Consider the following 22042-nt stretch of genomic DNA (forward strand, 5'->3'; position numbering starts at 1 on the left):
GTCACTTTGTTTGAGTAGCTTATCTATGTTTGGCATATCTATTAAGTAAGTAGAGTTCAATAATATACGTTGTGTCTCACAACTACTTTTGCAAGAGGTCTAGTAAGGAAAGCTTAGATTATAAAATAATAATAACACCTTACTGAGATGACTCTAAGCAACAGCAATCAAAATAATAAATTCAATAACGATAATTATAATATTAACAAGCTAAATTAACGTTACGAACAAAAGAGGTGGCCCATGAAGACTATTGCATTTTTATTACATAATAACTTTGAACAAGCTGAGTACGAAGAGGTCAATAGTAAGCTGAAAGATAAAGGCTATAACACGATACTCATAACGACCAACGACGACAAAGAAGTTCAGGCGATGAATCAAGATGTCAATAAAGGCGATACTTTTACCGCTGATATCTTTGCTAAAGAGGCAAAAACCGACGATTACGATGCCTTAGTATTGCCAGGCGGTACGGTTAATGCCGATACTATTCGTGGTAATGAGCAAGCTCATAGCATCATAAAAGCTATTAATGACAACGATAAAACCTTGGCTGTAATTTGTCATGCACCTTGGACACTCATTAACACCGGCATCGCTAAAGGTAAAACTTTAACTGCTTACCACTCATTACAAACAGATTTAGAAAACGCCGGAGCGACTTTCGTCGATAAGACAGTACAAGTCGATGGTAACTTAATCACTTCGCGTAACCCAGATGATATTGATAATTTTGTTGAAGCTATCGACAAAGCGTTGTCTAACTAAGCGACTTCTTCACTACTATTACTATATTTTAGTAATTAATTAGTAGCTGAATAATTTTAATAATCACTCATTTTATAACGATAATTTAACCTAAAAAGGATATTACCATGACACAGCCTAACCCAAACGATACCAAGCTTGAGCAACAACGTTCAGAGTCAGCGAAAGCCTCACTCAAGAGCCAAACTGAAGATAATCACACTACCGATAGTGAAGAAGCGGCAGATCGTATCGCTGATAACTTAAAAGAAGCCAAGAAAGATAAATAGTTAAAAATTCTAATATAAATTGTTTAAACATCAACGTAATAATGGTGCGTAGGGAGATAGTATGGACAAGTCAGAGAAAAATATGGATAAAGAAGAAAAAAAGATTGAAAAGCTAGTCGATGACATTAATCCAAGAGAGGACAAGCTTCCTGATAGCTTAGCTGAAGCGACAACCGCTCCTTTGGATAATGATGCCTTAGGCGGAACTGCCAAAGAGGACGATTTAAACAAAAAGTAAGCCAGCGAACTATTAAGCTATGAATTACTGATACTTTTTATCGATATCTATCTTTGTATAAACGGTTCAAACTACAGCGAATAATTGCTGCTAGTTGGGCCGTTTTTTGTTATACTAGCGCCAAGTTTTAATCGGGATTAGATTGTGGTTTTCAGGACTGCAGACTTATCAATGTTATAAGTTTATCACTGTCATGGTTTTATTATCTTGGTATTGATTATTTCCTTTATTTAAAGCTGAAAGCCTAAGTTTACTTTTCAATAGGGTAACTCTAGTAATGCAGGGTTGTCCTGAATGATGAGTGAGCTATTTTATTTACTTTATTGTTTTATAACCGTTCAAATTCATTGAATAAGTTATTTAACTCTTAGCATTGCTGGAGAATATTATGCTAACGAATACCGATCGCGAACAAATTATCGCCCAATATCAACGCGGCGAAAACGATACTGGCTCCCCAGAAGTACAAGTTGCTCTATTGAGTGCCCGTATCAATGATTTACAAGACCATTTCAAAGAGCACAAAGGCGATCATCATAGCCGCCGTGGTCTTATTCGTATGGTTAACACTCGCCGTAAACTACTTGATTACCTAAAAGGTAAAGATCTAGGTCGTTATTCTACTTTGATCAGCCAGTTAGGTCTGCGTCGTTAATTTAACCTCTTCCTACAAGGGATATGAGGTTCATGAAGTAAGACTTGAGCAGTATAAAGCGGTGTGGAATAGTTTCACACCGCTTTTTTATGGCTGCACCTATAGTTATCTAGTTATCGTTTAGTCATTTAGTTGTCGTTATTTTGCGGTTCAATAAAAGCGGTAACAGAGGTTTTATAAGAAAAAAGACGGTAAAGGCTTAGAGATAGTAAGTCTCATAATAACTGATAACGAGTCACTAACATAAAGAGTGCTTAGGTTTGCAATTAATTGGTCAAGGGCCACAAATCTCTGTAAAATAGGCGATGGTATAAAAGTGCTATCAGAGTTATTACTATTAGCGCTATCAAGTTTATAAAGAAGCAAAATATAATATATGGATTTTTATTCAGTGCAAGTACTCGCACAGTAGTTACTATAGGCGCGGTGAAGCTTGGTTTGTTGAGCTTATCGATAATCACCATACGCCAAAGCATTTATTTAAAAGTTTTAACGAGCGATAAGCGCGCTGTCTATACAGGCGGCGGCTATCATTTTCGTCATTCAACATTAGGAAAAAACTTATATGTCAAATCAGTCAATGTTTAACACTATTACTCGTGAATTTCAGTACGGTGATCAGCAAGTCGTTATAGAGACCGGCCGCGTTGCCCGTCAGGCTAACTCTATTATGGTACATATGGGCGGCGTCACTGTTTTAGTCGCAGCGGTAGTAAAGTCTGAGGCTAAAGAAGGCCAAAACTTCTTCCCTTTAACCGTCAACTATCAAGAAAAAATGTATGCTGCTGGTAAAATCCCAGGCGCTTATGGCAAACGCGAAGGCCGTGCGAGCGAAAATGAAACCTTAACCTCACGTCTTATTGACCGTCCGATTCGTCCGCTATTCCCTGAAGGATATGTAAACGAGATTCAAATTACGGCGACGGTTGTGTCATCTGACAAAACCCAATCTGCTGATATCGCAGCCCTCATCGGTGCGTCAGCGGCACTTGCTATCTCTGATGCGCCATTCAATGGCCCTGTTGCGGCGGCGCGTGTTGGCTTTATGAATGGCGAATACGTCCTAAACCCAACGCTTGAGCAGCTAAAAGAGAGTGATCTTGATCTAGTGGTAGCTGGTACTAAGTCTGCGGTACTGATGGTCGAGTCAGAAGCGGCTGAGCTCTCAGAAGATCAAATGCTAGGTGCAGTACTGTACGGTCATGAGCAGCAGCAAATCGTCATTGATAACATCATCTCGCTAGCTGAAGAAGTCGGTACGGCCAAGCAGCAGTATGAAGCGCCAAAAGCAGACGCGGCACTAGAGAGCAGCATGAAAGAGCAGTTCGGCGCGCAAGTGGCTGATGCTTATAGCATTAAGAATAAGCAAGATCGCTACACGAAACTTGACGAAATCAAAGACGCCGCTATCGAAGCCCTAGCAGGTGATGCGGAAGCCGAGGACTATAGTAGCAAAGTCGCTGAGCTAAAAGACATCTATAACGAGCTAAAGTACCGTACGGTTCGTGATAACATCTTATCGGGTAAGCCACGTATCGATGGCCGTGATCTTGAGACTGTGCGTGCCCTTGATGTCCAAGTTGGTGTGCTACCTTATACGCATGGTTCAGCGTTATTTACTCGCGGTGAGACACAAGCTTTGGTCACAACTACTTTGGGTAACAGTCGTGATGTCAATATGATTGACTCATTAGCCGGTACGATTCGTGATCATTTCATGCTGCATTATAACTTCCCGCATTTTTCAGTGGGTGAGACGGGCCGTGAAGGTATTCCAAAACGTCGTGAAATCGGTCATGGTCGTCTAGCGCGCCGCGGTGTACAAGCGATGCTACCGGACAGCGAACGCTTCCCGTACGTTATCCGTGTGGTATCAGAGATCACTGAATCGAATGGTTCTTCTTCTATGGCGTCTGTTTGCGGTGCAAGTTTGGCCTTGATGGATGCCGGCGTACCGATCAAAGCACCGGTTGCTGGTATCGCTATGGGTCTGGTCAAAGAAGGCGATCGCTTTGCTGTCTTATCTGACATCTTAGGTGATGAAGATCATCTTGGCGATATGGACTTTAAAGTGGCTGGTTCAAAAGACGGTATCACTGCGCTACAAATGGATATCAAAATCGAAGGCATCACGCCTGACATCATGGAGCAAGCGCTTAAGCAAGCTCATGCCGGTCGTATCCATATCCTAGATGCGATGAATAAAGTATTACCTGAGAGCCGTACTGAGATCAATGCTCACGCGCCTAACTACGCCGTTATCGAAATCAACCCTGACAAAATCCGTGATGTGATTGGTAAAGGCGGCGCGATGATTCGTCAGCTTACTGAAGAGACTGGCGCGGTTATCGATATCGATGATGCCGGTACGATTCGTATCTTTGGTGAGAACAAAGCCGCAACGAAAGCCGCTATTGGTAAAATCGAAGCGCTAACGGCTGAAGTTGAAGTCGGCAAAACTTATGAAGGTACAGTCGCGCGTATTGTTGACTTTGGCGCGTTCGTAAACGTCTTGCCAAACACAGATGGCCTAGTACACATCTCACAAATCGCAGAAGAGCGCGTCGAGAATGTCTCTGATTATCTAAAAGAAGGTCAGACCGTTAAAGTACTAGTACAAGACGTCGATAACCGTGGTCGCATCAAGTTGACTATGAAAGGCGTTGAGCAGGATGCTGCTGCTGAGTAAATAGCTTTAGTCGATTTAACTTAGTACAAATTCGAAAACCGCCTTGAGCTGCTAGTAAATAGCACTCAAAGCGGTTTTTTTATGCTCGTTATTTATTGTATAAGTTAATTGAATCAGCTGTGTGTTGCAAAAAGGGCTACAAATGCTACAGTAGGTATAGATCGTTATATCCTCGATAGGGATAATTGCGACAACGTCTTTCATTTTATGCATGGGAGTGTAGATAGTTATGAGTAAACATCAACAAGCCTCTATTCATATTCGTTGTGATGAAAAATTAGCAAATGAGTTCAAGCAAGCGGTTGAACAGAACGGCTATACAAAGTCGCTAGTCATACGTGAACTGATGCAAGAGTATATTGATAATCCCAAAAAGCTCAACTTGGCAAGCGAGCAAGAGACGATAAAACAGGTTATGGAAAAAGAGGAGATAGAAAAAATAGAGCCTCTAAAAGATATGACATCCGACGATTTATTAAAGTTGGCTATAAGAATGGCACAGAAGCATATATAGCTAAATGAACGGAAAAGTTACTGGTCACCTTCAATGTGCTGTCGTAATGTTCTAAGGTTTTATAAGATCGGCTGTTGTTAGCCATTCAATTTTGCACGCCCGAATTAAATCATAATTTCTCCGCCTTCTTATCTTTTATTCAGTTAAACTCTCTACCATTTAATAACCCAATAAAAATACGGTTACTCTTTTATGATGCAGCAGATTTTAGATGACATTGCCGCCCAGATGGCTTTAGAAACTAAGCGCGGAAAGGTAGCAGATTATATTCCGCAGCTCGCGCATGTCGATCCCAATCAGTTTGGTATTGCTGTCGCGACGCCTGATGGTCAAATTTATTCGGCAGGAGATGCTGATACGCTATTTTCGATTCAAAGTATCTCTAAAGTATTTACTTTGACCCTAGCCCTTAGTAAGTTGGGAAGTGCGCTTTGGAATCACGTGGGCCGTGAACCCTCTGGTGACCCCTTTAATTCTATTACCATACTCGAGTATGAATCGGGTCGGCCGCGTAATCCTTTTATTAATGCAGGCGCCATTGCAGTAGTAGATGCCATTACGTTAGGACGCGAGCCCAAAGAGATCTTAGATGAGATACTACAGTTCGTACACTTTATAGCAGGCGATGAGTCGATCTGTTTTGATTATAAAGTAGCGACGTCTGAGATCGATCACGAAGATCGCAACGCAGCATTAGCGCATTTTATGAAGTCTTTTGGTCATTTGCAGCATGATGTCGATAAGATACTTAATACTTACTTTCATCAATGCTCGATTGCGATGAGCTGTGAGCAGTTGGCCCGTGCTGGTCTGTTTTTGGTCTCTAATGGTATCAATCAACCCACCGGGGCGAAGGTGATCAGTCCGCAGCAATCTAAGCGGATTAATTCACTAATGATGATGTGCGGTCATTACGATGGCTCGGGGGAGTTTGCCTATCAGGTAGGTCTACCGGGCAAAAGCGGCGTCGGCGGTGGTATTCTAACGATAGCGCCGGGTAAAGGCGCGATCGCAGTGTGGTCACCTGGCCTAAATTCAGTAGGTAACTCAAAACTTGGAACCAAAGCATTAGAGCTACTAGGAGAGCAGACCGGCTGGTCTGTATTTTCAAAATAGCAGTGATGGCTTAATGGTTTTTAGAAGAATCTAGTTAAATTATAAACCGTTAAGGATTATCAGCGATAAACTTGACTAACAGCTCAGCTATGCTCTCACCTTGATCTTCTTGCAAAAAATGACCGGCATTAGCAATCGTAGTGTGATTTTGACCTTTAGTACCAGGAATAAGTTTTTGCATCACTCGATCGCCGCCTGCGGTAATGGGGTCAGAGTCACTGAATAAGGTGATAAAAGGTTTAGTCCATTGGCTCAATTTTGTCCAAGCTGCGCGGTTATCCTCAGCAGCAGGGTCATCAGGCGTGGTCGGCACTAGTATAGGGAACTGCCGCGCGCCTTCTTTGTAGGACTCATCAGGAAAGGGCGCGTTATAGGCATCTATGGTCGCCTGTGATAATTCAGTAGTTGTGCCGCCCTTGATGATACCGCCGATATGAAACTCAGGTGTGTCTTGCGAGAACTGCTGCCACTGACGAAAGCTCTCACCGGGGTCATGATCGCCAGTAGGGAGCATGGTATTGCCAGCTGCGACTCGCGCAAAACGCTCAGGGTTATCCGCGACCAAACGCAGTCCGATGAGACCGCCCCAATCTTGACAAAACAGAGTGATATTCTGCAACTCTAGCTGATCCAGTAGCGATTGCATCCAGTCCACATGGCGCTGATAAGTGTAGTCTGTACGTGAGGCGGGCTTGTCTGAGCGGCCAAAGCCTGGCAAGTCTGGCGCGATAACGCGATGCCCTGCTGCGGTTAAGGTCGGTATCATTTTGCGATACAGATAGCACCACGACGGCTCACCGTGCAGTAGTAATATAGGGTCAGCACCTTCGTTACCTTCATCTAAATAATGCACGCGCAGCTCGCCTTCGTCGCCATCATCAACCATCAGATAATTTGGCGCAAAGTCAAAGTCGGGTAGATTATCAAAATGCGAATCGGGAGTTCTGAGAGTTTTCATAGACAGTCCTTTTGTCAGTTAAATCATAATACTGTAGATCGCGACGCTTTACATCAAAATGCTTTAAGTCGTGGCATTCGTCGCTGCTTAGCGAAAGTCTCGCTCGTCGCTTTAGTCATTGAGCTATATTTTTTAGCACATTTTGATTTTTCTTTACAAGGTAATTTACAAAATACGCTATAAACACAAATCATTAAATGGCGCTGCAAAAGAGGCTGTTTTATAAAGTGACACCTTTTACAGCACAACACTCTTTGGAATATGTATGGCAACACGTAACTTAGGAAGCGGCCTTAGGTGCTGAATAATCAAAGGCAGAACCACTGAATCCCAGTCCAAAGGAATCCGTGGTGTCTCTGTTGTCAGGCCAGCACTATTACTTTCACTCATGTGAGTGGAATGATGAGAGAGAAAAGGGCGTGCTAATAAAGCCACTTTACGCACACCTTGATAGCGAATCAGCGGTATCAGCTGCTGTTGCAGATCTATTAGGGCTGCCGTTAGCCAATGAGTACGAGCAGGATGATAAGGGTGGTTAGAGATGACTAGATTGGCAATATAATTCGGCTGATTACCATTGTGTGAGGCGCTAAGACCGGCGAGCTCACGCTGGCGTTTGTGCAGTAAGCAGCTGCCAACCATTAGGCTGCCATCACGGCATGCTCGATGATAGCGCTGATAGTTATCAGGATAAAGAGTCTTGCCGCGCGTTAATACTGGATCTAAAAGGATGCCAGCGCTGTTGACTGGCAAAATAAGGACTTGCGCGTTACTGTTCAAAATAGGCGAATGGGTTTGCTCGATAGTAGCCATGACGATCTTCCTATTGCTGATAGCTTTAGCAAGTAAAAGCCCACTTTTTTGCTGAATAATCCGTTCAATAAAGAATGCTATCAGTGACAAGGTCTGTTGGCATCAGCAAGCACGCTCTAATCGCGATGGTTGCTCACTTAATAACATCGCAACGATTAGTCGCTTCTTATTGAGCCGCTTGCTCGGCTTCTAATTCAGCAATTTGTTGTTCGAGTAATTCGATTTGCTGGGCTTTCATCTGCGTTAAACTTTTAGTCATTTCTACTTGCTCAGCGTCGATATTTTCTTGCTCTTTTAGACGTTGACGCTCATCCGCTAAGCGATCAATCTCTTCTTTCGCTAGCGTATCAGTCTCTGGGATAGGTGCATCAATAATGGCCTTCGAACTCGGTATTGCTACCTTTGTGCCCTGACTAATAGCCCGGGCTTTATCAGCGCTCAAATTTTCGTCAGTAATCTTATCATTGATAGGGTCTTCAATAGCCTTATTATGATTATCACTGCTAGTATTCGACTCGATAATACTATCTTCTGCGTTAGGTTCGGCAGAGCGAGCTGCTTCATTTTGCTGGGCTACTGTTGGCGGCGCGACCATAGGTGTGACCGTGGTATCAGAAGAAGGCTGTGACCAAAATAGATAGCCAATTATGAAAATAGGTAAAAGCAATATTGCCACTAGCCATTTTTTATGACGCGGTTTTGCAGACTGGTGTTTTTTGCCCTTGTTAAAGGTAGAACGCGGTTTTTTGGAGGTCATACGCTTGTCAGTGGCTACTAGAATTCAGGTGGCTATACTATAGCAAACTGAAAATAAAAAGCCTATCTATTGATAGGCTTTAAGAATAAAGACAGAATTATAAAAACACTTGCAGACTCGCTTAAGGCTTAAACTTGACCGTACCGCTCGTCCCTGTCGGCATAGCATCGCGTGCTAGCTGATCCTCAAGATGGTTTTTGGCACTGACTTCATCAGGATCAGGGCGACGCTCACTGTGATCGCACTGGGTACATTCGATATATTCATCCGCCTCAGGTACGAAGATGTTGACTTGTACGATAGCATCTAGCGCCTGACATTTAGGACAGCGCACACCTGCTAAAAATCGACGTTTAGGGCGCTCAGACTGATAACGCATTAGCTGACCTCGTTTGTTATCTGCGTATTCATATGGTCAAAACCGCTATGGCGCAGTAAGGCATCGATACTGGCGCTGCGGCCACGGAAGTTCTCAAAATTGATCTTAGCAGGCAAGCTTCCTCCTACTGATAGGACGGTATCGCGAAACGCCTTGCCAGTATTAGGGTTAAAAATACCTTCTTCTTCAAATCTGCTAAAAGCATCGGCGGATAAGAGCTCGGCCCATTTATAAGAATAATAACCCGCCGCATAGCCACCAGCGAAAATATGGCTAAAGCCATTGGCAAAGCGGTTATAGTCAGGTGTATCCATAATAGCGATATCAGCGCGTACTGCATTTAGCGTCGCTAAAATACCTTCATAATCGGGTGCAGGCGTTTGGGCGTGAATGAGCAAATCAAACAAAGCAAATTCGACTTGACGCAATGTTTGTATACCGCTTTGGAAGTTTTTGGCGGCAAGTAAAGCATCGAGTTTATCTTGCGGTAAAGGCTTGCCAGTCTCGACATGACTGCTAATAAGCGCGATACCCTCAGAGTCCCATGCCCAGTTCTCCATAAACTGGCTCGGTAGCTCGACGGCGTCCCATTCTACGCCGTTGACGCCAGCTACATCGCCGACGCTCACTTGTGTCAGTAGATGATGCAGACCATGACCGAACTCATGAAACAGCGTCAATACTTCATCATGAGTGAGTAAGCTAGGTTTGCCGGCGAGAGCTGGAGTAAAGTTGCCGACCATAAAGCAAACCGGGAGCTGCTCATAATTCTGGCTATCATAGCGATAGCGCGCTTGGAAGCCACTCATCCAAGCGCCACCACGCTTACCACTGCGCGCAAATAGATCGAAGTAAAAACCACCAATTAAGCTATCATCGCTATCGAATAACTGATAAAAGCGCACGTCATTGTGCCAAAGCGACGCGGACTCACTAGTTTCATTATCCGCCTGATTTTGCTCAATCACTGTGATGCCATAAAGCCGCTTAACAATCGCAAATAATCCTTCTATGACTTTTGGCAGAGGAAAATAAGGGCGTATGGCTTCTTGCGATAGATTAAATTTGTTTTGCTTCACTTTTTCGGCGATATAAGCGTTGTCCCATGGTTGCAAGCCCGCAATACCATAATCTTTAGCGCATGCTTGTAACTGCGCTAAATCTTGCTGGGCGACCGGCGTAGCCTTAGCGGCTAAGTTGCGTAAAAATGTCTCGACCTCGCGTACGTTATCCGCCATCTTAGTAGATAAGGACACCTCGGCGTAATTATTAAAGCCGAGCAGCGCCGCTTTTTGTTCGCGTAGCTGTAGGATATCACTCATGATATCGGCGTTGTTTAGTGATTCGCCTTTAGCATTGGTATGAGTATCAAACTCTGAGGCACGCGTGACGTAAGCGTGATAAAGCGTCTCGCGTAGCTGACGATTATCAGCATGCGTCATCACTGCTAGATAAACAGGGATATTGAGCGTCGCCACATAATAAGGCGTCGGTAGCGCATCGATTTCAGCTTGCGTCAGCTTACCGCTAGCCAGTTCGCGAGCTTTGTACTGCTCGCCGGCATCGGCTAGTAGACCCAGGCCGCTATCAGTCAGCCCCGCCAATTGCTCAGCTTGCAAAGGCAAAGCATAAGCTTGGGTTGCATCCAAGATGTGATCGGAGAAAGTGGCCGATAGCGTGGATAGCTTGCTTTGGATAGCAGCATACTGATCTTGCTGCGCTTTAGGCAGCGCCACTCCTGAAAGCTCAAATCTTTGTAGCGCCAAAGCAATCGCCCGCGTACGAGCAGGCTCAAGCTGGGAGTAGAGCTCTGCATCATTAACGATAGCTTGGTAGCGATCAAAAAGCGGCTTGTGTTGTCCAACACGAGTACCATAAGCCGATAGCATCGGTAGCAACTCGTGATGCACATGGCGAATATCATCATCACTCATCACGCCATTTAGATGTGACAGCACGCCCCAACTACGATCTAGTGCCAAATTAATATGATCAAATTGCATAATGTCGTCAAGCGCCTGCTCAGCACTTATTGGCGTCGAATCTTTGTTTTGAGAGGCGCTAAGCTGATCCAAGAAGTCATTGGCTTCATCGATAGCTGTCGTGACTTGTTGTTGCAAGTGACTAGGCGTCGCTGCAGGAAAATCAACAAGGCGCAAATGGGTCGCTAGAGCAGTCATAAAAATATCCAAAGTAAGGGTTAAAAAAAGTAAAGATTAAAGAATGTATAAGACAAAAGATGGGTATGTTTGACTGAGAATGCAAGCCATAAGCTTTTATAGTGATAATAGTTCTTAGGTATTATACAAGGCATGACAGCCATAATTTGTACTGTGCTTTATGCTATTACAGTAATGAAAAAAGTCTAGGATTTGCTTTAGCTTGATTACAAAGCCTTATCATTTGCTTGCAAAGCAACCATATAGCTTATAGAGTGAAATTGCTAGCATCATAGTAGTCCTAATGAGAATTCCTAATGACAGTCATCTCATAAATAGGTGTCCCATCAATGACTAATATCAATAAATGGGAATAACTAGGAGGATTTACGAGTTATGAGCTTCCAATCTTTTAAATATAAAGTTTATAAGTATAAAAAACGGATCGGTATAGATCAGATGAAGCTCATTTCCATCGTAGAGCACTACGTAACGAAACGCTATTTTGTATAGCTAATTATCATTGTTAGAACCATAATTACTAGAAAACAAAATTAATAGAAAACGAACGATAATAAAATAAGGAGCATGATTTATGAAAGCGACGCTTAAGAGTTTACGCGAAACCAAAGCTAACCCCGCGGTAAGTATCTTTGTCAAAACGCATCGTGAGCATCCTGCAAACGAACAAGATCCTATTGCCCTAAAAAATCAGCTAAAAGTCGCCGAAGATCGTCTAAATAAAGAATATGATAAACAGACTGCGACAACGATTTTAGAAGGTATACATGCCAAGACTAACGAGTTAAATCATAACTATAATCTAGATACTTTAGCTATTTTTGCCAGTACTGATGATGTGCAGGTGATGCGCATGCCTCTTGACACAACAGAACGTGTGGTCATCTCTGATAGCTTTGCGACGCGCGATTTAGTCCGCGATATGGCAAGCGCAGTACATTTTTATGCCGTGGTTCTGACCAGTGATAAAGCACGCCTAATCGAAGCGTCTAATGATCGGGTAGTTATGGAGTTTGAAGCTGACTCAGATAAGCAAAACAATATGGAGAATATCCCATTCCCTATTGATAATAATGGCCTATATAAAACCAGTGATGGCGGCTCTGATCGCTCAGCGGGCAATCAAAGCAGCCATTTGAAAGAGTATTTCAACCAAGTCGACAAAAGCGTCCAAGAGCTATGGGGCGAGCACAAAATGCCGCTAGTGATCGTCGGTGATGCAAAAAATATCGGGTACTATAAAGAAGTATGTGATCGTCCTGATAATATCATTGCCACCGTATCTAACGTGACAAATCTAGATGATGGCAGCGCTCAGCACATTGTTGATAGCGTCCAAGAAGCGGTAGAAGAGTATCGTAGTTCCTTACATCAAGAAGCTATGGGCGAGATTGACAAAGCACGCGGCGCTAGTATGCTACAGACTGACTTGCAAGAAGTCTATCGCAGTGCTTTCCAAGGAGCTGGTGAGACCTTGTATGTGCGTCGTTGGTATATTCAACCCGCTAAGATTGACGAAAAAGCGCAATCTTTAACCCTCGCTGAGGACGCTGCTGCAGAAGGCGTTACAGATGATGCGATTGGCGTTATCATCGAACATGTTATGCATAATGGTGGTGATGTTATCTTTTTACCTGAAGAGATTATGGGCGAAGATCAGCCGATTGCTTTGGTCACTCGCTACTAATCAGCACTCATTAAGTCACGACTTTTAAGTCACGAATTATAGTTAGGTCATGACTGTAAAGCATAAATAGATCTAAACAGGGCATTGGTTCGCTACGGATCAATGCTCTTTTATCTTAACCTTATGGTTAGATGGTGGTTTTGCTATCATTTTATGAGACCAGAATTCTTTCTTAGCTCAAGAATACCAACTCTATGACTACACAATCTTTTGTTTTAACCAGTTACAACATTCATAAAGGCATGTCGCCACTGAATCGACAGGTCAAAATGCAAGGTATTGCCCAAGCACTAGAGTCAATCGGCTCTGATGTCTTGTGCTTGCAAGAAGTACAAGGACAGAACCTCAAACGTAATATGCAATACAATGAGTATCCTGATCAGTCGCAGCATGAGTGGTTTGGCGAATATCTGCAACTACAAAACAGCTATGGCAAAAACTCAGAGTACGAAAACGGCCATCACGGTAATGCGGTCTTAAGCCGGTTTCCATTAGACCCTAAGCATAATGTGAATATTACAGTGAATAAACTAGAGCAACGCGGAGTCTTGCATTGTGAGGTGCAGCCTTTAGGATGGGAGAAGCCGGTAGTTATTTTGTGCGCGCATTTGAATCTGTTTGAACGTGATAGAGTCAAGCAATACGAAGCGATTAGCCAATATATGCGTAACGAGATTGCTGATGACCAGCCGCTGATTCTGGCGGGCGACTTCAATGATTGGAAGCGGATGTCTTGCGATAGACTGGCTTCTGATCTAGGTATGGTAGAAGCGTTTAGACGCTGTCATGGCAAGCTATCTCCAACCTTTCCTGCCAAACTGCCGGTGCTCAGTCTGGACCGGATCTATGTACGTAACCTCAAAGTTAAAGACGCTTGGGTACACACGGGCAAGCCTTGGTCTACCTTGTCTGACCACCTACCAATTAGCGCTAAGTTTACGGAGTTGTAGCACTCTACCTAGTCTAAAAATAAAAAATATAAGGGAGATAAAATGTCCAAATCGTCTTTACCTACTAGCCAACACGCTGCTGTCATCCATGAATTCGGCGAGCCTGAGGTCATGACATATCAAAGCGGAGTAGAGGTGCCGGAGCCAAGTGCTGAGCAAGTGCTCGTCAAAGTGGCTTACGCCGGTATTAATCCGGTTGATTATAAAACTCGCCAAGGCAAAGGTTGGGGCGCTGATAAAATCCAAAAAAATAAATTTGATTACAATCAGCCCGCTATCTTAGGGTTTGATGTGGCAGGAGAGGTGGTCAAAAGTAATAGCATTGAATTTGTAGTTGGCGATAGAGTTGCCGCGTTGAGCTTCGATGGCAGTTGTTACGCTGAGTATGTTGCCGTTGATAGTAAGCTATTAGCTAAAGTTCCTGACAATATCAGCTTAGAGCAAGCAGGTGCTTTGCCTTGTGTCGGCCAGACCGCGCTACAGTTTGTGCAGTTTGCTGATATAAAGGCAGACGAGCATGTGGTTATGAATGCGCCAGCGGGCGGTGTCGGTCAGCTAGTGGTGCAATTATTAATAGCAAAAGCGGCGCAAGACAACATTAAGCTCACCGTGATTTGCTCGCCTGATAAATATGACAAGCTCGATAGTTTGATTGATAAAAGTAAGCTAGCCGGCTGGATCGACTACACTGAACAACAAGAGTTTCCTGATTTACAAGCTGATGTATTACTCGATTTAGTCGGTGATGAAGCTGGAGTAAAAGCACTGCGCACCCTAAAGTCTGATGCTCGCGTTTTTGTCCTGCCTACTATTTGGGTCGATAAACTCAAAGCTGCAGGTAGCGATAAGTTAACTATTGAAGGTTATGCCGTCAAGCCGAATGCTGAAGATATGGCAAAAATCTTACAACAAGTCGCTGACGATACTCTAAAGCTGCATATCCAAAAAAGCTATCCCTTATCTGAGATAGTCGCGGCTCATACTGAGCTACAAAAAGGTGATACTTTTGGCAAAATTGTCTTAAGAGTGTAAGTTTAAATTAATCAGAATCAGTATAAGTATGACGAAGCTAGATAGAGAGAGCCTTTATCTAGCCTTTTTTGGCTTTAGATTCTGTCCTATCTTTACTAAAGCCCTATCGGTTATCGAATTTACTTACAAAGAGCATTTTCACAAGCTGCTATAGTTATAATCGTAACAAATATAGCAGCGACTATTTTGCTCACGGGCTACTGGAGAGATAAACATGGATACTAATAAAAAAAATAGCACTAGCGAAGACTTAACTGACAATGATAAGTATAGGGCGCAAGTGTGTCAGGAAATTGAGAACTGGAAAAATCCGGATAGTAATTTATTGAATAAGACATTAGCGACGCTTACAGCACCGATCGACAAAGCAGGTGAAGCTTTGATGAATGCGCCACAATTTGGTGATACTCTCAAGCAAGCGACTGAAAAAACCCTAACCACTTTGAGCGATGCCGCCAATTGGAGTTTAGATACTCAAGATGTTATCGAAGCCTATCAAAATGAGGCAAAGGAAGTAGCAGCATCAGTAAAGAAGCTTGCGGATATTCAAAAGCTACCGATCGCGGTCGTGGATGAGCAAGTTAAATTATTCAAAAGTAAATATGTCGCACTGACAAGCGCTCAAGGAGTTACCACAGGTCTAGCGGGCTGGGCAGGTATTCCTGCTGATATTGTCGGGCTACTCACTGCTAATCTGCGCGCTATTGGCGAGTACGGCAGTTATTATGGTTTTGATATGAGTGATAAGGGTGAGCAGCTATTTGCGATGTCGTTGCTAGGTATTGCGACTTCCACCTCAAGCGATGAACGTCAATCGGCAATACAGGAAACTTTTGCGCTGGTCAAAGATCCTGAGACTATGGCTTTTAATCAAGTGAATGAAGAGCTGATGTCGCGTGTGTTAAGACAGACGGCTACTAAAGTTGCTAGTAATTTAGTCAAGACCAAAGCGGCGCAGATTGTCCCTGCAGTAGGGGCAGTGGTCGCTGGTGGCGTTAACGCTAGCTACACCTCAAGCGTATGTGAGGCCGCTTATCAAGGGTATCGTCAGCGTTTCTTAGATCGTCAGCAGGGTTAGGATTAACTCTGTTAAAAGTTATATTTCTAACCAATCGCGTTTTTAAATAACCAATTACAGCTCTTGTGTTATGTTAGCTTTTATCATTAAGGATCATACGCCGAAAAGTCAGACTGATTCGACCTTGATTGACCGTTTTGGTCTTAGTGATAGTATGCTTCCAGTGACTTTGCGTCTCACCATGCATAACAATAAGCTGCCCGGACTCAAGATAAAGCTCAACTTTGTCTTGAGTTTTTTTATGTTTAAAGACGAACTTACGGGTAGCGCCAAGCGATAGGGCCACGATGATAGGCTGGTCCCCCAACTCCTTTTCATCATCGGCGTGATAGCCCATGCCCTCGCTACCTGTCGGATAGTAATTGAGCAGGCAGGAATTAAAATCTGCCTCAATACCAATACTCGTTAGCTGCTGTTCGACAAGCTGTTTCACGTGAAACACAGACTCTGTCCAAGGTAAAGCTTGCCGTGTATGCCCAGAATATTGATAGCTCAAGCCCGAATCACCCATCCAAACGATTTGCCGCTTGGTGATATGTGTCTTACCAAATAAAGTGATGATATCGGCTTGCCAAGGCAGCTGGTGTAATAAGGTCTGATAGAGTTCATCGCTGTTTTCAATCACAATACCTAAATCGTTGACTTGACCATCATGAGGCAATAAATTATCAGTAGGGTCGGGCGCGAATAAATCAGTCATAAGCTATGAGGATTCACTACTAGCGTTTTGCAAAATTATCTCAGCGCATCGCTTTGGTGCTTCTACTGGTAGCAAATGACCATAGTCAGCTAAAGTAATGATACGCTTATTAGGGACAAACTTTGCCCATTGCTTACGGACTTTATCATTGATAAAAATAGTAGGCTTACCAGTGATTAAAGTATAAGGCACCTTGGCTTTCTGTAATTGCTTTAGCGCAGGGTCGATATAAGGTGTACCAAAATAGCTAGCTAACTCGTATTTGGGCGCGAACAATAAATCATAACTGCCGTCATCATTAGCGACTAAGCTTTGCTCTACAAAGGTATGCAGATGCTCATCGCCGATACGCCGATAGGCATTTTTGCTACGCAAGTGTTCATAATAAGCTTCTATACTAGGCCAGCGGCTCTGCTTTTTGAGGGTACTTTTAAAAGGCTCCCGAGTTTGCAAAAAAGCGCGCGGCAGTAGATTATATAAAGTAGATTGGGCTTTGGTAAAAGTGACAGGCTCTATAAGATAAAGCCTTGAGAATAGGTCAGGGCGTTTGGCGGCGGCCATAGCGGTAGCCGTTGCCCCCTGCGAATGGCCGATACCGACGATGGCCTTATCTTGCGTCTTCTCCAAAAACTCAATGAGCATATCAGCATCTTTTTGCCGAGTCAGTACTCGCTCCTCAGGCTTGTCATACCAGTAGCCGCGCATGGCTAAGGCGCTCATCTTAAAGTCACTAGCAAGCGCTGTCATCAGAGGGGTGTAGCTACCCACAGTAAAGCCATTACCGCCATAAAAATGTGCAGGGCACTTAGCTGTAGAGGAGCTATTTAATGCGCTCAAATCATAATAGCGCGCTTGCTTATTATCTAGAGTGATACTTTTAGCAAATTCTTCCATGACGCTAGTGCCTTTTTTATCATCAGGTTTGGATTAAAGCTTTACGTTTTTGCAGCTTACACAGATTGTCGCTTTAATATGAAAGATTAAGTTTAAGAGCTAAAGCTAGCTTTCTGCCCCCAAAAATCCACCACTTTGACGCTGCCAGAGTCCAGCATAGACGCCGTTTAATGCTAGCAGCTCTTCATGACTGCCTTGTTCGATAATACGACCTTGATCCATAACCACGAGCCTATCAAGCGCGGCGATAGTGGAAAGTCGATGGGCAATGGCAATCACCGTTTTACCGGTCATGATATCGTTGAGACTCTCAGTAATGGCAAATTCAATCTCAGAATCCAGTGCACTAGTTGCTTCATCTAACAAGAGTATAGGAGCATTTTTTAGCATGACTCTGGAGATAGCGATACGTTGGCGTTGCCCGCCAGATAGCTTAACCCCGCGCTCACCGACTTGAGTGTCGAGACCCGTATTGCCTTTATCATCATACAGATCTTTGATAAATTCCCAAGCTTGAGCTTGCTTAGTAGCAAAGATAATCTCTTCGTCAGAAGCATCAGGGCGACCATAAGCGATATTTTCGCGCACTGTCCGATGCAGTAGGGAGGTATCTTGCGTGACCATGCCGATCTGTTCACGTAAAGAGTCTTGCGTGACCTCATCGATCGCTTGCCCATCGATACGGATCTTGCCGCTATCGACATCGAAGAATCTTAAGAGGAGATTAACTAAGGTTGACTTACCCGCGCCTGAGCGCCCGACGAGACCGATTTTTTCCCCTGCTTTGATATCTAAGTAAAAATTATTTAACAGTTTTACTTCTGATTTGGTTAGAGCTGTTGTTAAAGGCTTGATCTCATCAATGCGCTCGCCTTCGATATCCGTCTCGTCTTCCCCCTCATAGCTAAAATTGACATGATCAAAAACAATATGACCATCTGTCACCTTTAGATCTTGCGCGTTCGGCACATCAATGATGGTTTGCGGGGCAGATAGCGTGCGCATGCCGTCTTGTACCGTGCCGATACTCTCAAAAAGACTGGCCGTTTGCCACATAATCCAGCGCGTCAGGCCATTTAGACGCAGTGCCATCGCGGTCGCAGCGGCAATAGCGCCAACGCCGACCGCACCTTGTTGCCAAAGATACAGCCCGATGCCCGCGGTACTACTAACTAAAATCACACTGATTAAATGAGTAGAGACTTCTAGGTAGCTGACCCAGCGCATCTGCGCGTGTACGGTTCCTAAAAATTGCCCCATAGCATTTTTGGCATAGCCTAATTCACGGCGCGAGTGGCTAAATAATTTAACGGTCATAATATTGGCATAGGCGTCAGTAATACGCCCAACCATCAAGGCACGAGCATCAGCTTGTACAATAGCGGTACGTTTGAGCCGCGGAATAAAATAGCGAATAGTCACGGCTACTAGCACTAACCAAATAACAAAAGGAATCAGCAGTAAGCTATCTAAATTAAATAAAATAATACCAGTGGTCAAAAAATATACTGCCACATAAGTGAACATATCAGTGACGGTCAAGATAGTATCGCGAACAGCTAGCGCGGTTTGCATGACTTTCGCTGAGACGCGACCTGAGAATTCATCTTGATAAAACTGCATCGATTGACCCAGCATACGCTGATGAAAGCGCCAGCGCATCTGCATCGGAAACACCCCTTGCAGCGTTTGAAAGTGGATAAATGAGGATAACGCAATCCAAAATGGGCTAATAATTAACACTGCAAGCATTAGCAGCAGCACATCGCCTTTCTCATCCCACAATGTCTGCGGCGTATATATACCAAGCCAATCAACGATATTACCAATCCAAGCAAACAACATTGCTTCATAAACACCGATACCCGCTGACAAAAACATAAACAGCAATAGCCAGCCGCGTAGACCTTTGGTACACGCCCATAAAAACTTTAACAGCCCATCACGTGGTGAGGGCAATGGCATAGGAGTATCAGGAAAGGCAGATAGGCGGTTTTCAAAAAAGCGAAATAGTGCGTTCATAAGTAATAACAATACATAAGAGCAGTGTAGTAAAGGAAGGGGCAGCCTAAATTTACACGGTAGATGGGATGACTAAATTGGCCTCTATTTTAACAAAACTTAGCACCTCCTCCTGCTGCCTAATTGTAATTTGACCCTGATCACTGCTGGCAACATGGCCAAGAAATAGATAGAGTCAAAATTAGCCATTGCTAGTTTAGAAATATATAGTTACATTTAACCCTTTGTCATAAAAGACCGCATAACTTTATTGCTGAATAACAAAAACTAAAGGGTAAGATTAATGATCTATTTAATTGTAGCGGTGCTGTGTAGCGTCGCTGTTTCTGTACTGCTAAAAGTACTTCGTCAAAAAGATATTGATATTCGCCAGACTATCGTCGCCGGTTACCCTGTGGCATTTTTATTGACGTTAGTGCTGCTAAAACCTGAGCTTAGTGCTATCGACACCTTAGGGTCGGCTTGGGGTATTATCATCGCATTAGGCATATTATTACCCTTGGTGTTTGTCATATTAGGCCGTGCTATCGCGGCTATCGGTATGGTAGCAACCGATGCCGCTCAGCGTTTGTCTTTGATTATTCCTATTATCGCCGCCTTTTTATTATTTGGTGAAGTGTTGACGAATACACGTATTTTTGGCTTAGCGCTTGGCTTCTTGGCTTTAGGCGCGTTAGTTTATAGCCCGCCGCAAAAGTCTAGTGTGAACACTGATATAAACACTACTATGAAAACTGAGCATGACTCTACTGCCACTCTAGCTGCAAATAATAATCGTCAGAATACTTTATCTAAGACCCCTTTATGGCTATTTGGCGTCTGGGCGGGTTACGGTGTTATTGATATCTTATTTAAACAAGTGGCGAAGCAAGGCGCGGCTTTTCCATTGACATTATTTGTCAGTTTTGGCTTGGCAGGATTATTGTTGTTTATCTATTTACTGATCACCCGCGTGCGCTGGCAGGTTAATGCCTTGCTAGCAGGGCTGCTGCTTGGCGCATTAAATATGGGTAATATCTATGCTTATGTGCGTGCCCATCAGGTACTGTCCGAGTCGCCTAGTATTGTCTTTACTGGGATGAATGTCGGGGTCATCACCGTCGCCACCTTGATAGGTGTCGGCGTGTTTAAAGAGCAGCTGAATCGTATTAATATGCTAGGTATCGTCCTAGCAATTAGCTGTGTGGCGGTATTATTTTTGGCTTAGGTCATTTTAAACACGGCCCAAATATTCTGATGTGTTCTTGCGGTCGTTTTACATTGCAATAATAGGCACATCGCTTGTGCTATGGTAAGGTTATTTGTAGACTATTTGGCTTATTATCTGATACTTATAGCCGTTTATAGTGGCATGTACGACCGCTTAACCCTTATCTTTTTTTGATCTTTATTCACAACCATAGGATGCATTTGCAATGGACTATCAAAAACAACTAGAAAAAATAAAAAACGGCACAGGCTTTATTGCTGCTTTGGACCAAAGTGGTGGCAGTACCCCCAAAGCATTGGAAAACTATGGCGTTAGCCGCGACGCCTATGATAATGACGAAGCTATGTTCGATCTCGTACACGAGATGCGCGCGCGGATTATGACCTGCGACTGCTTTGATAGTAAGCGTGTGCTGGGTGCGATTTTGTTTGAAGATACTATGGAGCGTGAGGTCAACAGCAAACCAACGGCAAACTATCTATGGGAAGACAAAAATATCGTGCCGTTTTTGAAAGTAGATAAGGGCTTGGCTGAGCAAATGAGCGGCGTACAAGTGATGCGTCCGATGCCAAATTTAGATTTGCTACTTGATAAAGCCAAAAACTACCCTGTATTTGGTACCAAGATGCGTTCAGTAATCTACGAACCAAGCGTCGATGGTATTGAAAAAGTAGTGCAGCAGCAATTCGATGTTGCCAAGCAAATTATCTCTAAAGGTTTAATGCCTATCGTTGAGCCGGAAGTCAACATCGATAGCGCTGAAAAACACGAGTGCGAGCTATTACTAAAAGCGGACATCTTGCGTAATTTAGAGCGTCTAAACGACGATCATCAAGTCATGCTTAAGCTGACCTTACCCGAAGAGGGCGGGTTTTATCAAGAGCTAATCGATCATCCCAAAGTGCTCAAAGTCGTGGCATTATCTGGCGGCTATAGTCGCAGCGCTGCTTGCGATAAACTTAAGCAAAACCCGGGCATGATTGCTAGCTTCTCGCGCGCCTTCACCGAAGGGCTTAGTAAGCAGCAGAGCGATAAAGAGTTTGCTGATACCATTAATACTTCAATTGAAGAGATTTATGAGGCATCGCAGGTGTAATCGAGTCTTTTAATGAGAAATTAACCATCAAAAA

At 43.6% G+C, this 22042-nt stretch carries 21 protein-coding genes; 13 read left to right on the forward strand and 8 right to left on the reverse strand.

Annotated elements, in window-relative coordinates; translation table 11 throughout:
* The first annotated feature begins 243 nt into the window (after positions 1-243).
* The 7 genes from ACS8FD_RS06945 (at position 244) to ACS8FD_RS06975 (ending at position 6252) form a co-directional block, all read left to right on the forward strand.
* A complete protein-coding gene (locus ACS8FD_RS06945) occupies positions 244-771 on the forward strand; it encodes a type 1 glutamine amidotransferase domain-containing protein (protein ID WP_439275113.1) in 528 nt (175 codons plus the stop codon).
* 107 nt (positions 772-878) lie between these two features.
* A complete protein-coding gene (locus ACS8FD_RS06950) occupies positions 879-1040 on the forward strand; it encodes a hypothetical protein (RefSeq protein WP_439275114.1) in 162 nt (53 codons plus the stop codon).
* Positions 1041-1101: 61 nt separating this feature from the next.
* Positions 1102-1278 carry a hypothetical protein gene (locus ACS8FD_RS06955; protein WP_439275115.1) on the forward strand — a complete coding sequence of 59 codons (177 nt, stop codon included), beginning with the start codon at positions 1102-1104 and terminating at the stop codon, positions 1276-1278.
* A gap of 385 nt (positions 1279-1663) precedes the next feature.
* The gene (rpsO, locus tag ACS8FD_RS06960; RefSeq protein ID WP_439275180.1) at positions 1664-1933 is read left to right on the forward strand and encodes a 30S ribosomal protein S15; all 270 of its coding nucleotides are present in this window, start codon (positions 1664-1666) and stop codon (positions 1931-1933) included.
* Positions 1934-2513: 580 nt separating this feature from the next.
* Positions 2514-4622: a polyribonucleotide nucleotidyltransferase gene (gene pnp / locus ACS8FD_RS06965; RefSeq protein ID WP_439275181.1), complete on the forward strand. Its 2109-nt coding sequence runs from the start codon at positions 2514-2516 to the stop codon at positions 4620-4622.
* A 229-nt stretch (positions 4623-4851) separates the two neighbouring features.
* A complete protein-coding gene (locus tag ACS8FD_RS06970) occupies positions 4852-5136 on the forward strand; it encodes a type II toxin-antitoxin system RelB/DinJ family antitoxin (protein WP_439275116.1) in 285 nt (94 codons plus the stop codon).
* A gap of 192 nt (positions 5137-5328) precedes the next feature.
* Entirely contained in the window at positions 5329-6252 is a 924-nt protein-coding gene (locus ACS8FD_RS06975) for a glutaminase (RefSeq protein ID WP_439275117.1), read from the forward strand.
* A gap of 49 nt (positions 6253-6301) precedes the next feature.
* On the opposite strand, the gene ACS8FD_RS06980 is transcribed toward ACS8FD_RS06975, so the two are convergent.
* The 5 genes from ACS8FD_RS06980 to ACS8FD_RS07000 form a co-directional block, all read right to left on the reverse strand.
* Positions 6302-7210 carry a haloalkane dehalogenase gene (locus ACS8FD_RS06980; protein WP_439275118.1) on the reverse strand — a complete coding sequence of 303 codons (909 nt, stop codon included), beginning with the start codon at positions 7208-7210 and terminating at the stop codon, positions 6302-6304.
* A 237-nt stretch (positions 7211-7447) separates the two neighbouring features.
* Positions 7448-8023 (reverse strand): hypothetical protein, encoded by a 576-nt coding sequence (locus ACS8FD_RS06985; RefSeq protein ID WP_439275119.1) that lies wholly within the window; start codon positions 8021-8023, stop codon positions 7448-7450.
* 166 nt (positions 8024-8189) lie between these two features.
* Positions 8190-8780: a hypothetical protein gene (locus ACS8FD_RS06990; protein ID WP_439275120.1), complete on the reverse strand. Its 591-nt coding sequence runs from the start codon at positions 8778-8780 to the stop codon at positions 8190-8192.
* 121 nt (positions 8781-8901) lie between these two features.
* Positions 8902-9159: a YheV family putative metal-binding protein gene (locus tag ACS8FD_RS06995; protein ID WP_439275121.1), complete on the reverse strand. Its 258-nt coding sequence runs from the start codon at positions 9157-9159 to the stop codon at positions 8902-8904.
* Positions 9159-11339, reverse strand: coding sequence for a M3 family metallopeptidase (locus ACS8FD_RS07000; protein ID WP_439275122.1), 2181 nt, complete (start codon positions 11337-11339; stop codon positions 9159-9161). Before ACS8FD_RS07000 ends, ACS8FD_RS06995 begins: the two co-directional genes overlap by 1 nt.
* Positions 11340-11913: 574 nt before the next feature.
* Here ACS8FD_RS07000 and ACS8FD_RS07005 point away from each other — a divergent pair.
* The 4 genes from ACS8FD_RS07005 (at position 11914) to ACS8FD_RS07020 (ending at position 16086) form a co-directional block, all read left to right on the forward strand.
* The gene (locus tag ACS8FD_RS07005; protein ID WP_439275123.1) at positions 11914-13026 is read left to right on the forward strand and encodes an AOC03_06830 family ribosome hibernation factor; all 1113 of its coding nucleotides are present in this window, start codon (positions 11914-11916) and stop codon (positions 13024-13026) included.
* A gap of 194 nt (positions 13027-13220) precedes the next feature.
* The gene (locus tag ACS8FD_RS07010) at positions 13221-13976 is read left to right on the forward strand and encodes an endonuclease/exonuclease/phosphatase family protein (RefSeq protein WP_439275124.1); all 756 of its coding nucleotides are present in this window, start codon (positions 13221-13223) and stop codon (positions 13974-13976) included.
* A gap of 42 nt (positions 13977-14018) precedes the next feature.
* On the forward strand, positions 14019-15008 hold the full coding sequence (locus tag ACS8FD_RS07015) for an NADP-dependent oxidoreductase (RefSeq protein WP_439275125.1): 990 nt from the start codon (positions 14019-14021) through the stop codon (positions 15006-15008).
* Positions 15009-15222: 214 nt separating this feature from the next.
* Entirely contained in the window at positions 15223-16086 is an 864-nt protein-coding gene (locus tag ACS8FD_RS07020; protein WP_439275126.1) for an EcsC family protein, read from the forward strand.
* Positions 16087-16159: 73 nt separating this feature from the next.
* Here ACS8FD_RS07020 and ACS8FD_RS07025 read toward each other — a convergent pair whose 3' ends face one another.
* From ACS8FD_RS07025 to ACS8FD_RS07035, 3 genes are all read right to left on the reverse strand, one after another.
* Positions 16160-16786 carry an alpha-ketoglutarate-dependent dioxygenase AlkB family protein gene (locus ACS8FD_RS07025; RefSeq protein WP_439275127.1) on the reverse strand — a complete coding sequence of 209 codons (627 nt, stop codon included), beginning with the start codon at positions 16784-16786 and terminating at the stop codon, positions 16160-16162.
* 3 nt (positions 16787-16789) lie between these two features.
* A complete protein-coding gene (locus ACS8FD_RS07030; protein WP_439275128.1) occupies positions 16790-17680 on the reverse strand; it encodes an alpha/beta fold hydrolase in 891 nt (296 codons plus the stop codon).
* Between the two features lie 105 nt (positions 17681-17785).
* Positions 17786-19702, reverse strand: a complete 1917-nt coding sequence (locus tag ACS8FD_RS07035) for an ABC transporter ATP-binding protein (protein WP_439275129.1) — start codon at positions 19700-19702, stop codon at positions 17786-17788.
* A 283-nt stretch (positions 19703-19985) separates the two neighbouring features.
* Between ACS8FD_RS07035 and ACS8FD_RS07040 the strand changes: the two genes are divergently transcribed.
* Both ACS8FD_RS07040 and ACS8FD_RS07045 read left to right on the forward strand, forming a co-directional pair.
* Positions 19986-20909, forward strand: a complete 924-nt coding sequence (locus ACS8FD_RS07040) for an EamA/RhaT family transporter (RefSeq protein WP_439275130.1) — start codon at positions 19986-19988, stop codon at positions 20907-20909.
* A 208-nt stretch (positions 20910-21117) separates the two neighbouring features.
* Positions 21118-22008, forward strand: a complete 891-nt coding sequence (locus tag ACS8FD_RS07045; protein WP_439275131.1) for a fructose bisphosphate aldolase — start codon at positions 21118-21120, stop codon at positions 22006-22008.
* Positions 22009-22042: the final 34 nt, after the last annotated feature.

Source organism: Psychrobacter sp. 1U2 (genome assembly GCF_051847575.1).

Bases quoted from the DNA above. Each gene is read 5' to 3' on its own strand.
- ACS8FD_RS06945 (WP_439275113.1), top strand. From the start codon at position 244: ATGAAGACTATTGCATTTTTATTACATAATAACTTTGAACAAGCTGAG.
- ACS8FD_RS06950 (WP_439275114.1), top strand. From the start codon at position 879: ATGACACAGCCTAACCCAAACGATACCAAGCTTGAGCAACAACGTTCA.
- ACS8FD_RS06955 (WP_439275115.1), top strand. From the start codon at position 1,102: ATGGACAAGTCAGAGAAAAATATGGATAAAGAAGAAAAAAAGATTGAA.
- pnp (WP_439275181.1), top strand. From the start codon at position 2,514: ATGTTTAACACTATTACTCGTGAATTTCAGTACGGTGATCAGCAAGTC.
- ACS8FD_RS06970 (WP_439275116.1), top strand. From the start codon at position 4,852: ATGAGTAAACATCAACAAGCCTCTATTCATATTCGTTGTGATGAAAAA.
- ACS8FD_RS06975 (WP_439275117.1), top strand. From the start codon at position 5,329: ATGATGCAGCAGATTTTAGATGACATTGCCGCCCAGATGGCTTTAGAA.
- ACS8FD_RS06980 (WP_439275118.1), bottom strand. From the start codon at position 7,210: ATGAAAACTCTCAGAACTCCCGATTCGCATTTTGATAATCTACCCGAC.
- ACS8FD_RS06985 (WP_439275119.1), bottom strand. From the start codon at position 8,023: ATGGCTACTATCGAGCAAACCCATTCGCCTATTTTGAACAGTAACGCG.
- ACS8FD_RS06990 (WP_439275120.1), bottom strand. From the start codon at position 8,780: ATGACCTCCAAAAAACCGCGTTCTACCTTTAACAAGGGCAAAAAACAC.
- ACS8FD_RS06995 (WP_439275121.1), bottom strand. From the start codon at position 9,159: ATGCGTTATCAGTCTGAGCGCCCTAAACGTCGATTTTTAGCAGGTGTG.
- ACS8FD_RS07000 (WP_439275122.1), bottom strand. From the start codon at position 11,339: ATGACTGCTCTAGCGACCCATTTGCGCCTTGTTGATTTTCCTGCAGCG.
- ACS8FD_RS07005 (WP_439275123.1), top strand. From the start codon at position 11,914: ATGAAAGCGACGCTTAAGAGTTTACGCGAAACCAAAGCTAACCCCGCG.
- ACS8FD_RS07010 (WP_439275124.1), top strand. From the start codon at position 13,221: ATGACTACACAATCTTTTGTTTTAACCAGTTACAACATTCATAAAGGC.
- ACS8FD_RS07015 (WP_439275125.1), top strand. From the start codon at position 14,019: ATGTCCAAATCGTCTTTACCTACTAGCCAACACGCTGCTGTCATCCAT.
- ACS8FD_RS07020 (WP_439275126.1), top strand. From the start codon at position 15,223: ATGGATACTAATAAAAAAAATAGCACTAGCGAAGACTTAACTGACAAT.
- ACS8FD_RS07025 (WP_439275127.1), bottom strand. From the start codon at position 16,786: ATGACTGATTTATTCGCGCCCGACCCTACTGATAATTTATTGCCTCAT.
- ACS8FD_RS07030 (WP_439275128.1), bottom strand. From the start codon at position 17,680: ATGGAAGAATTTGCTAAAAGTATCACTCTAGATAATAAGCAAGCGCGC.
- ACS8FD_RS07035 (WP_439275129.1), bottom strand. From the start codon at position 19,702: ATGAACGCACTATTTCGCTTTTTTGAAAACCGCCTATCTGCCTTTCCT.
- ACS8FD_RS07040 (WP_439275130.1), top strand. From the start codon at position 19,986: ATGATCTATTTAATTGTAGCGGTGCTGTGTAGCGTCGCTGTTTCTGTA.
- ACS8FD_RS07045 (WP_439275131.1), top strand. From the start codon at position 21,118: ATGGACTATCAAAAACAACTAGAAAAAATAAAAAACGGCACAGGCTTT.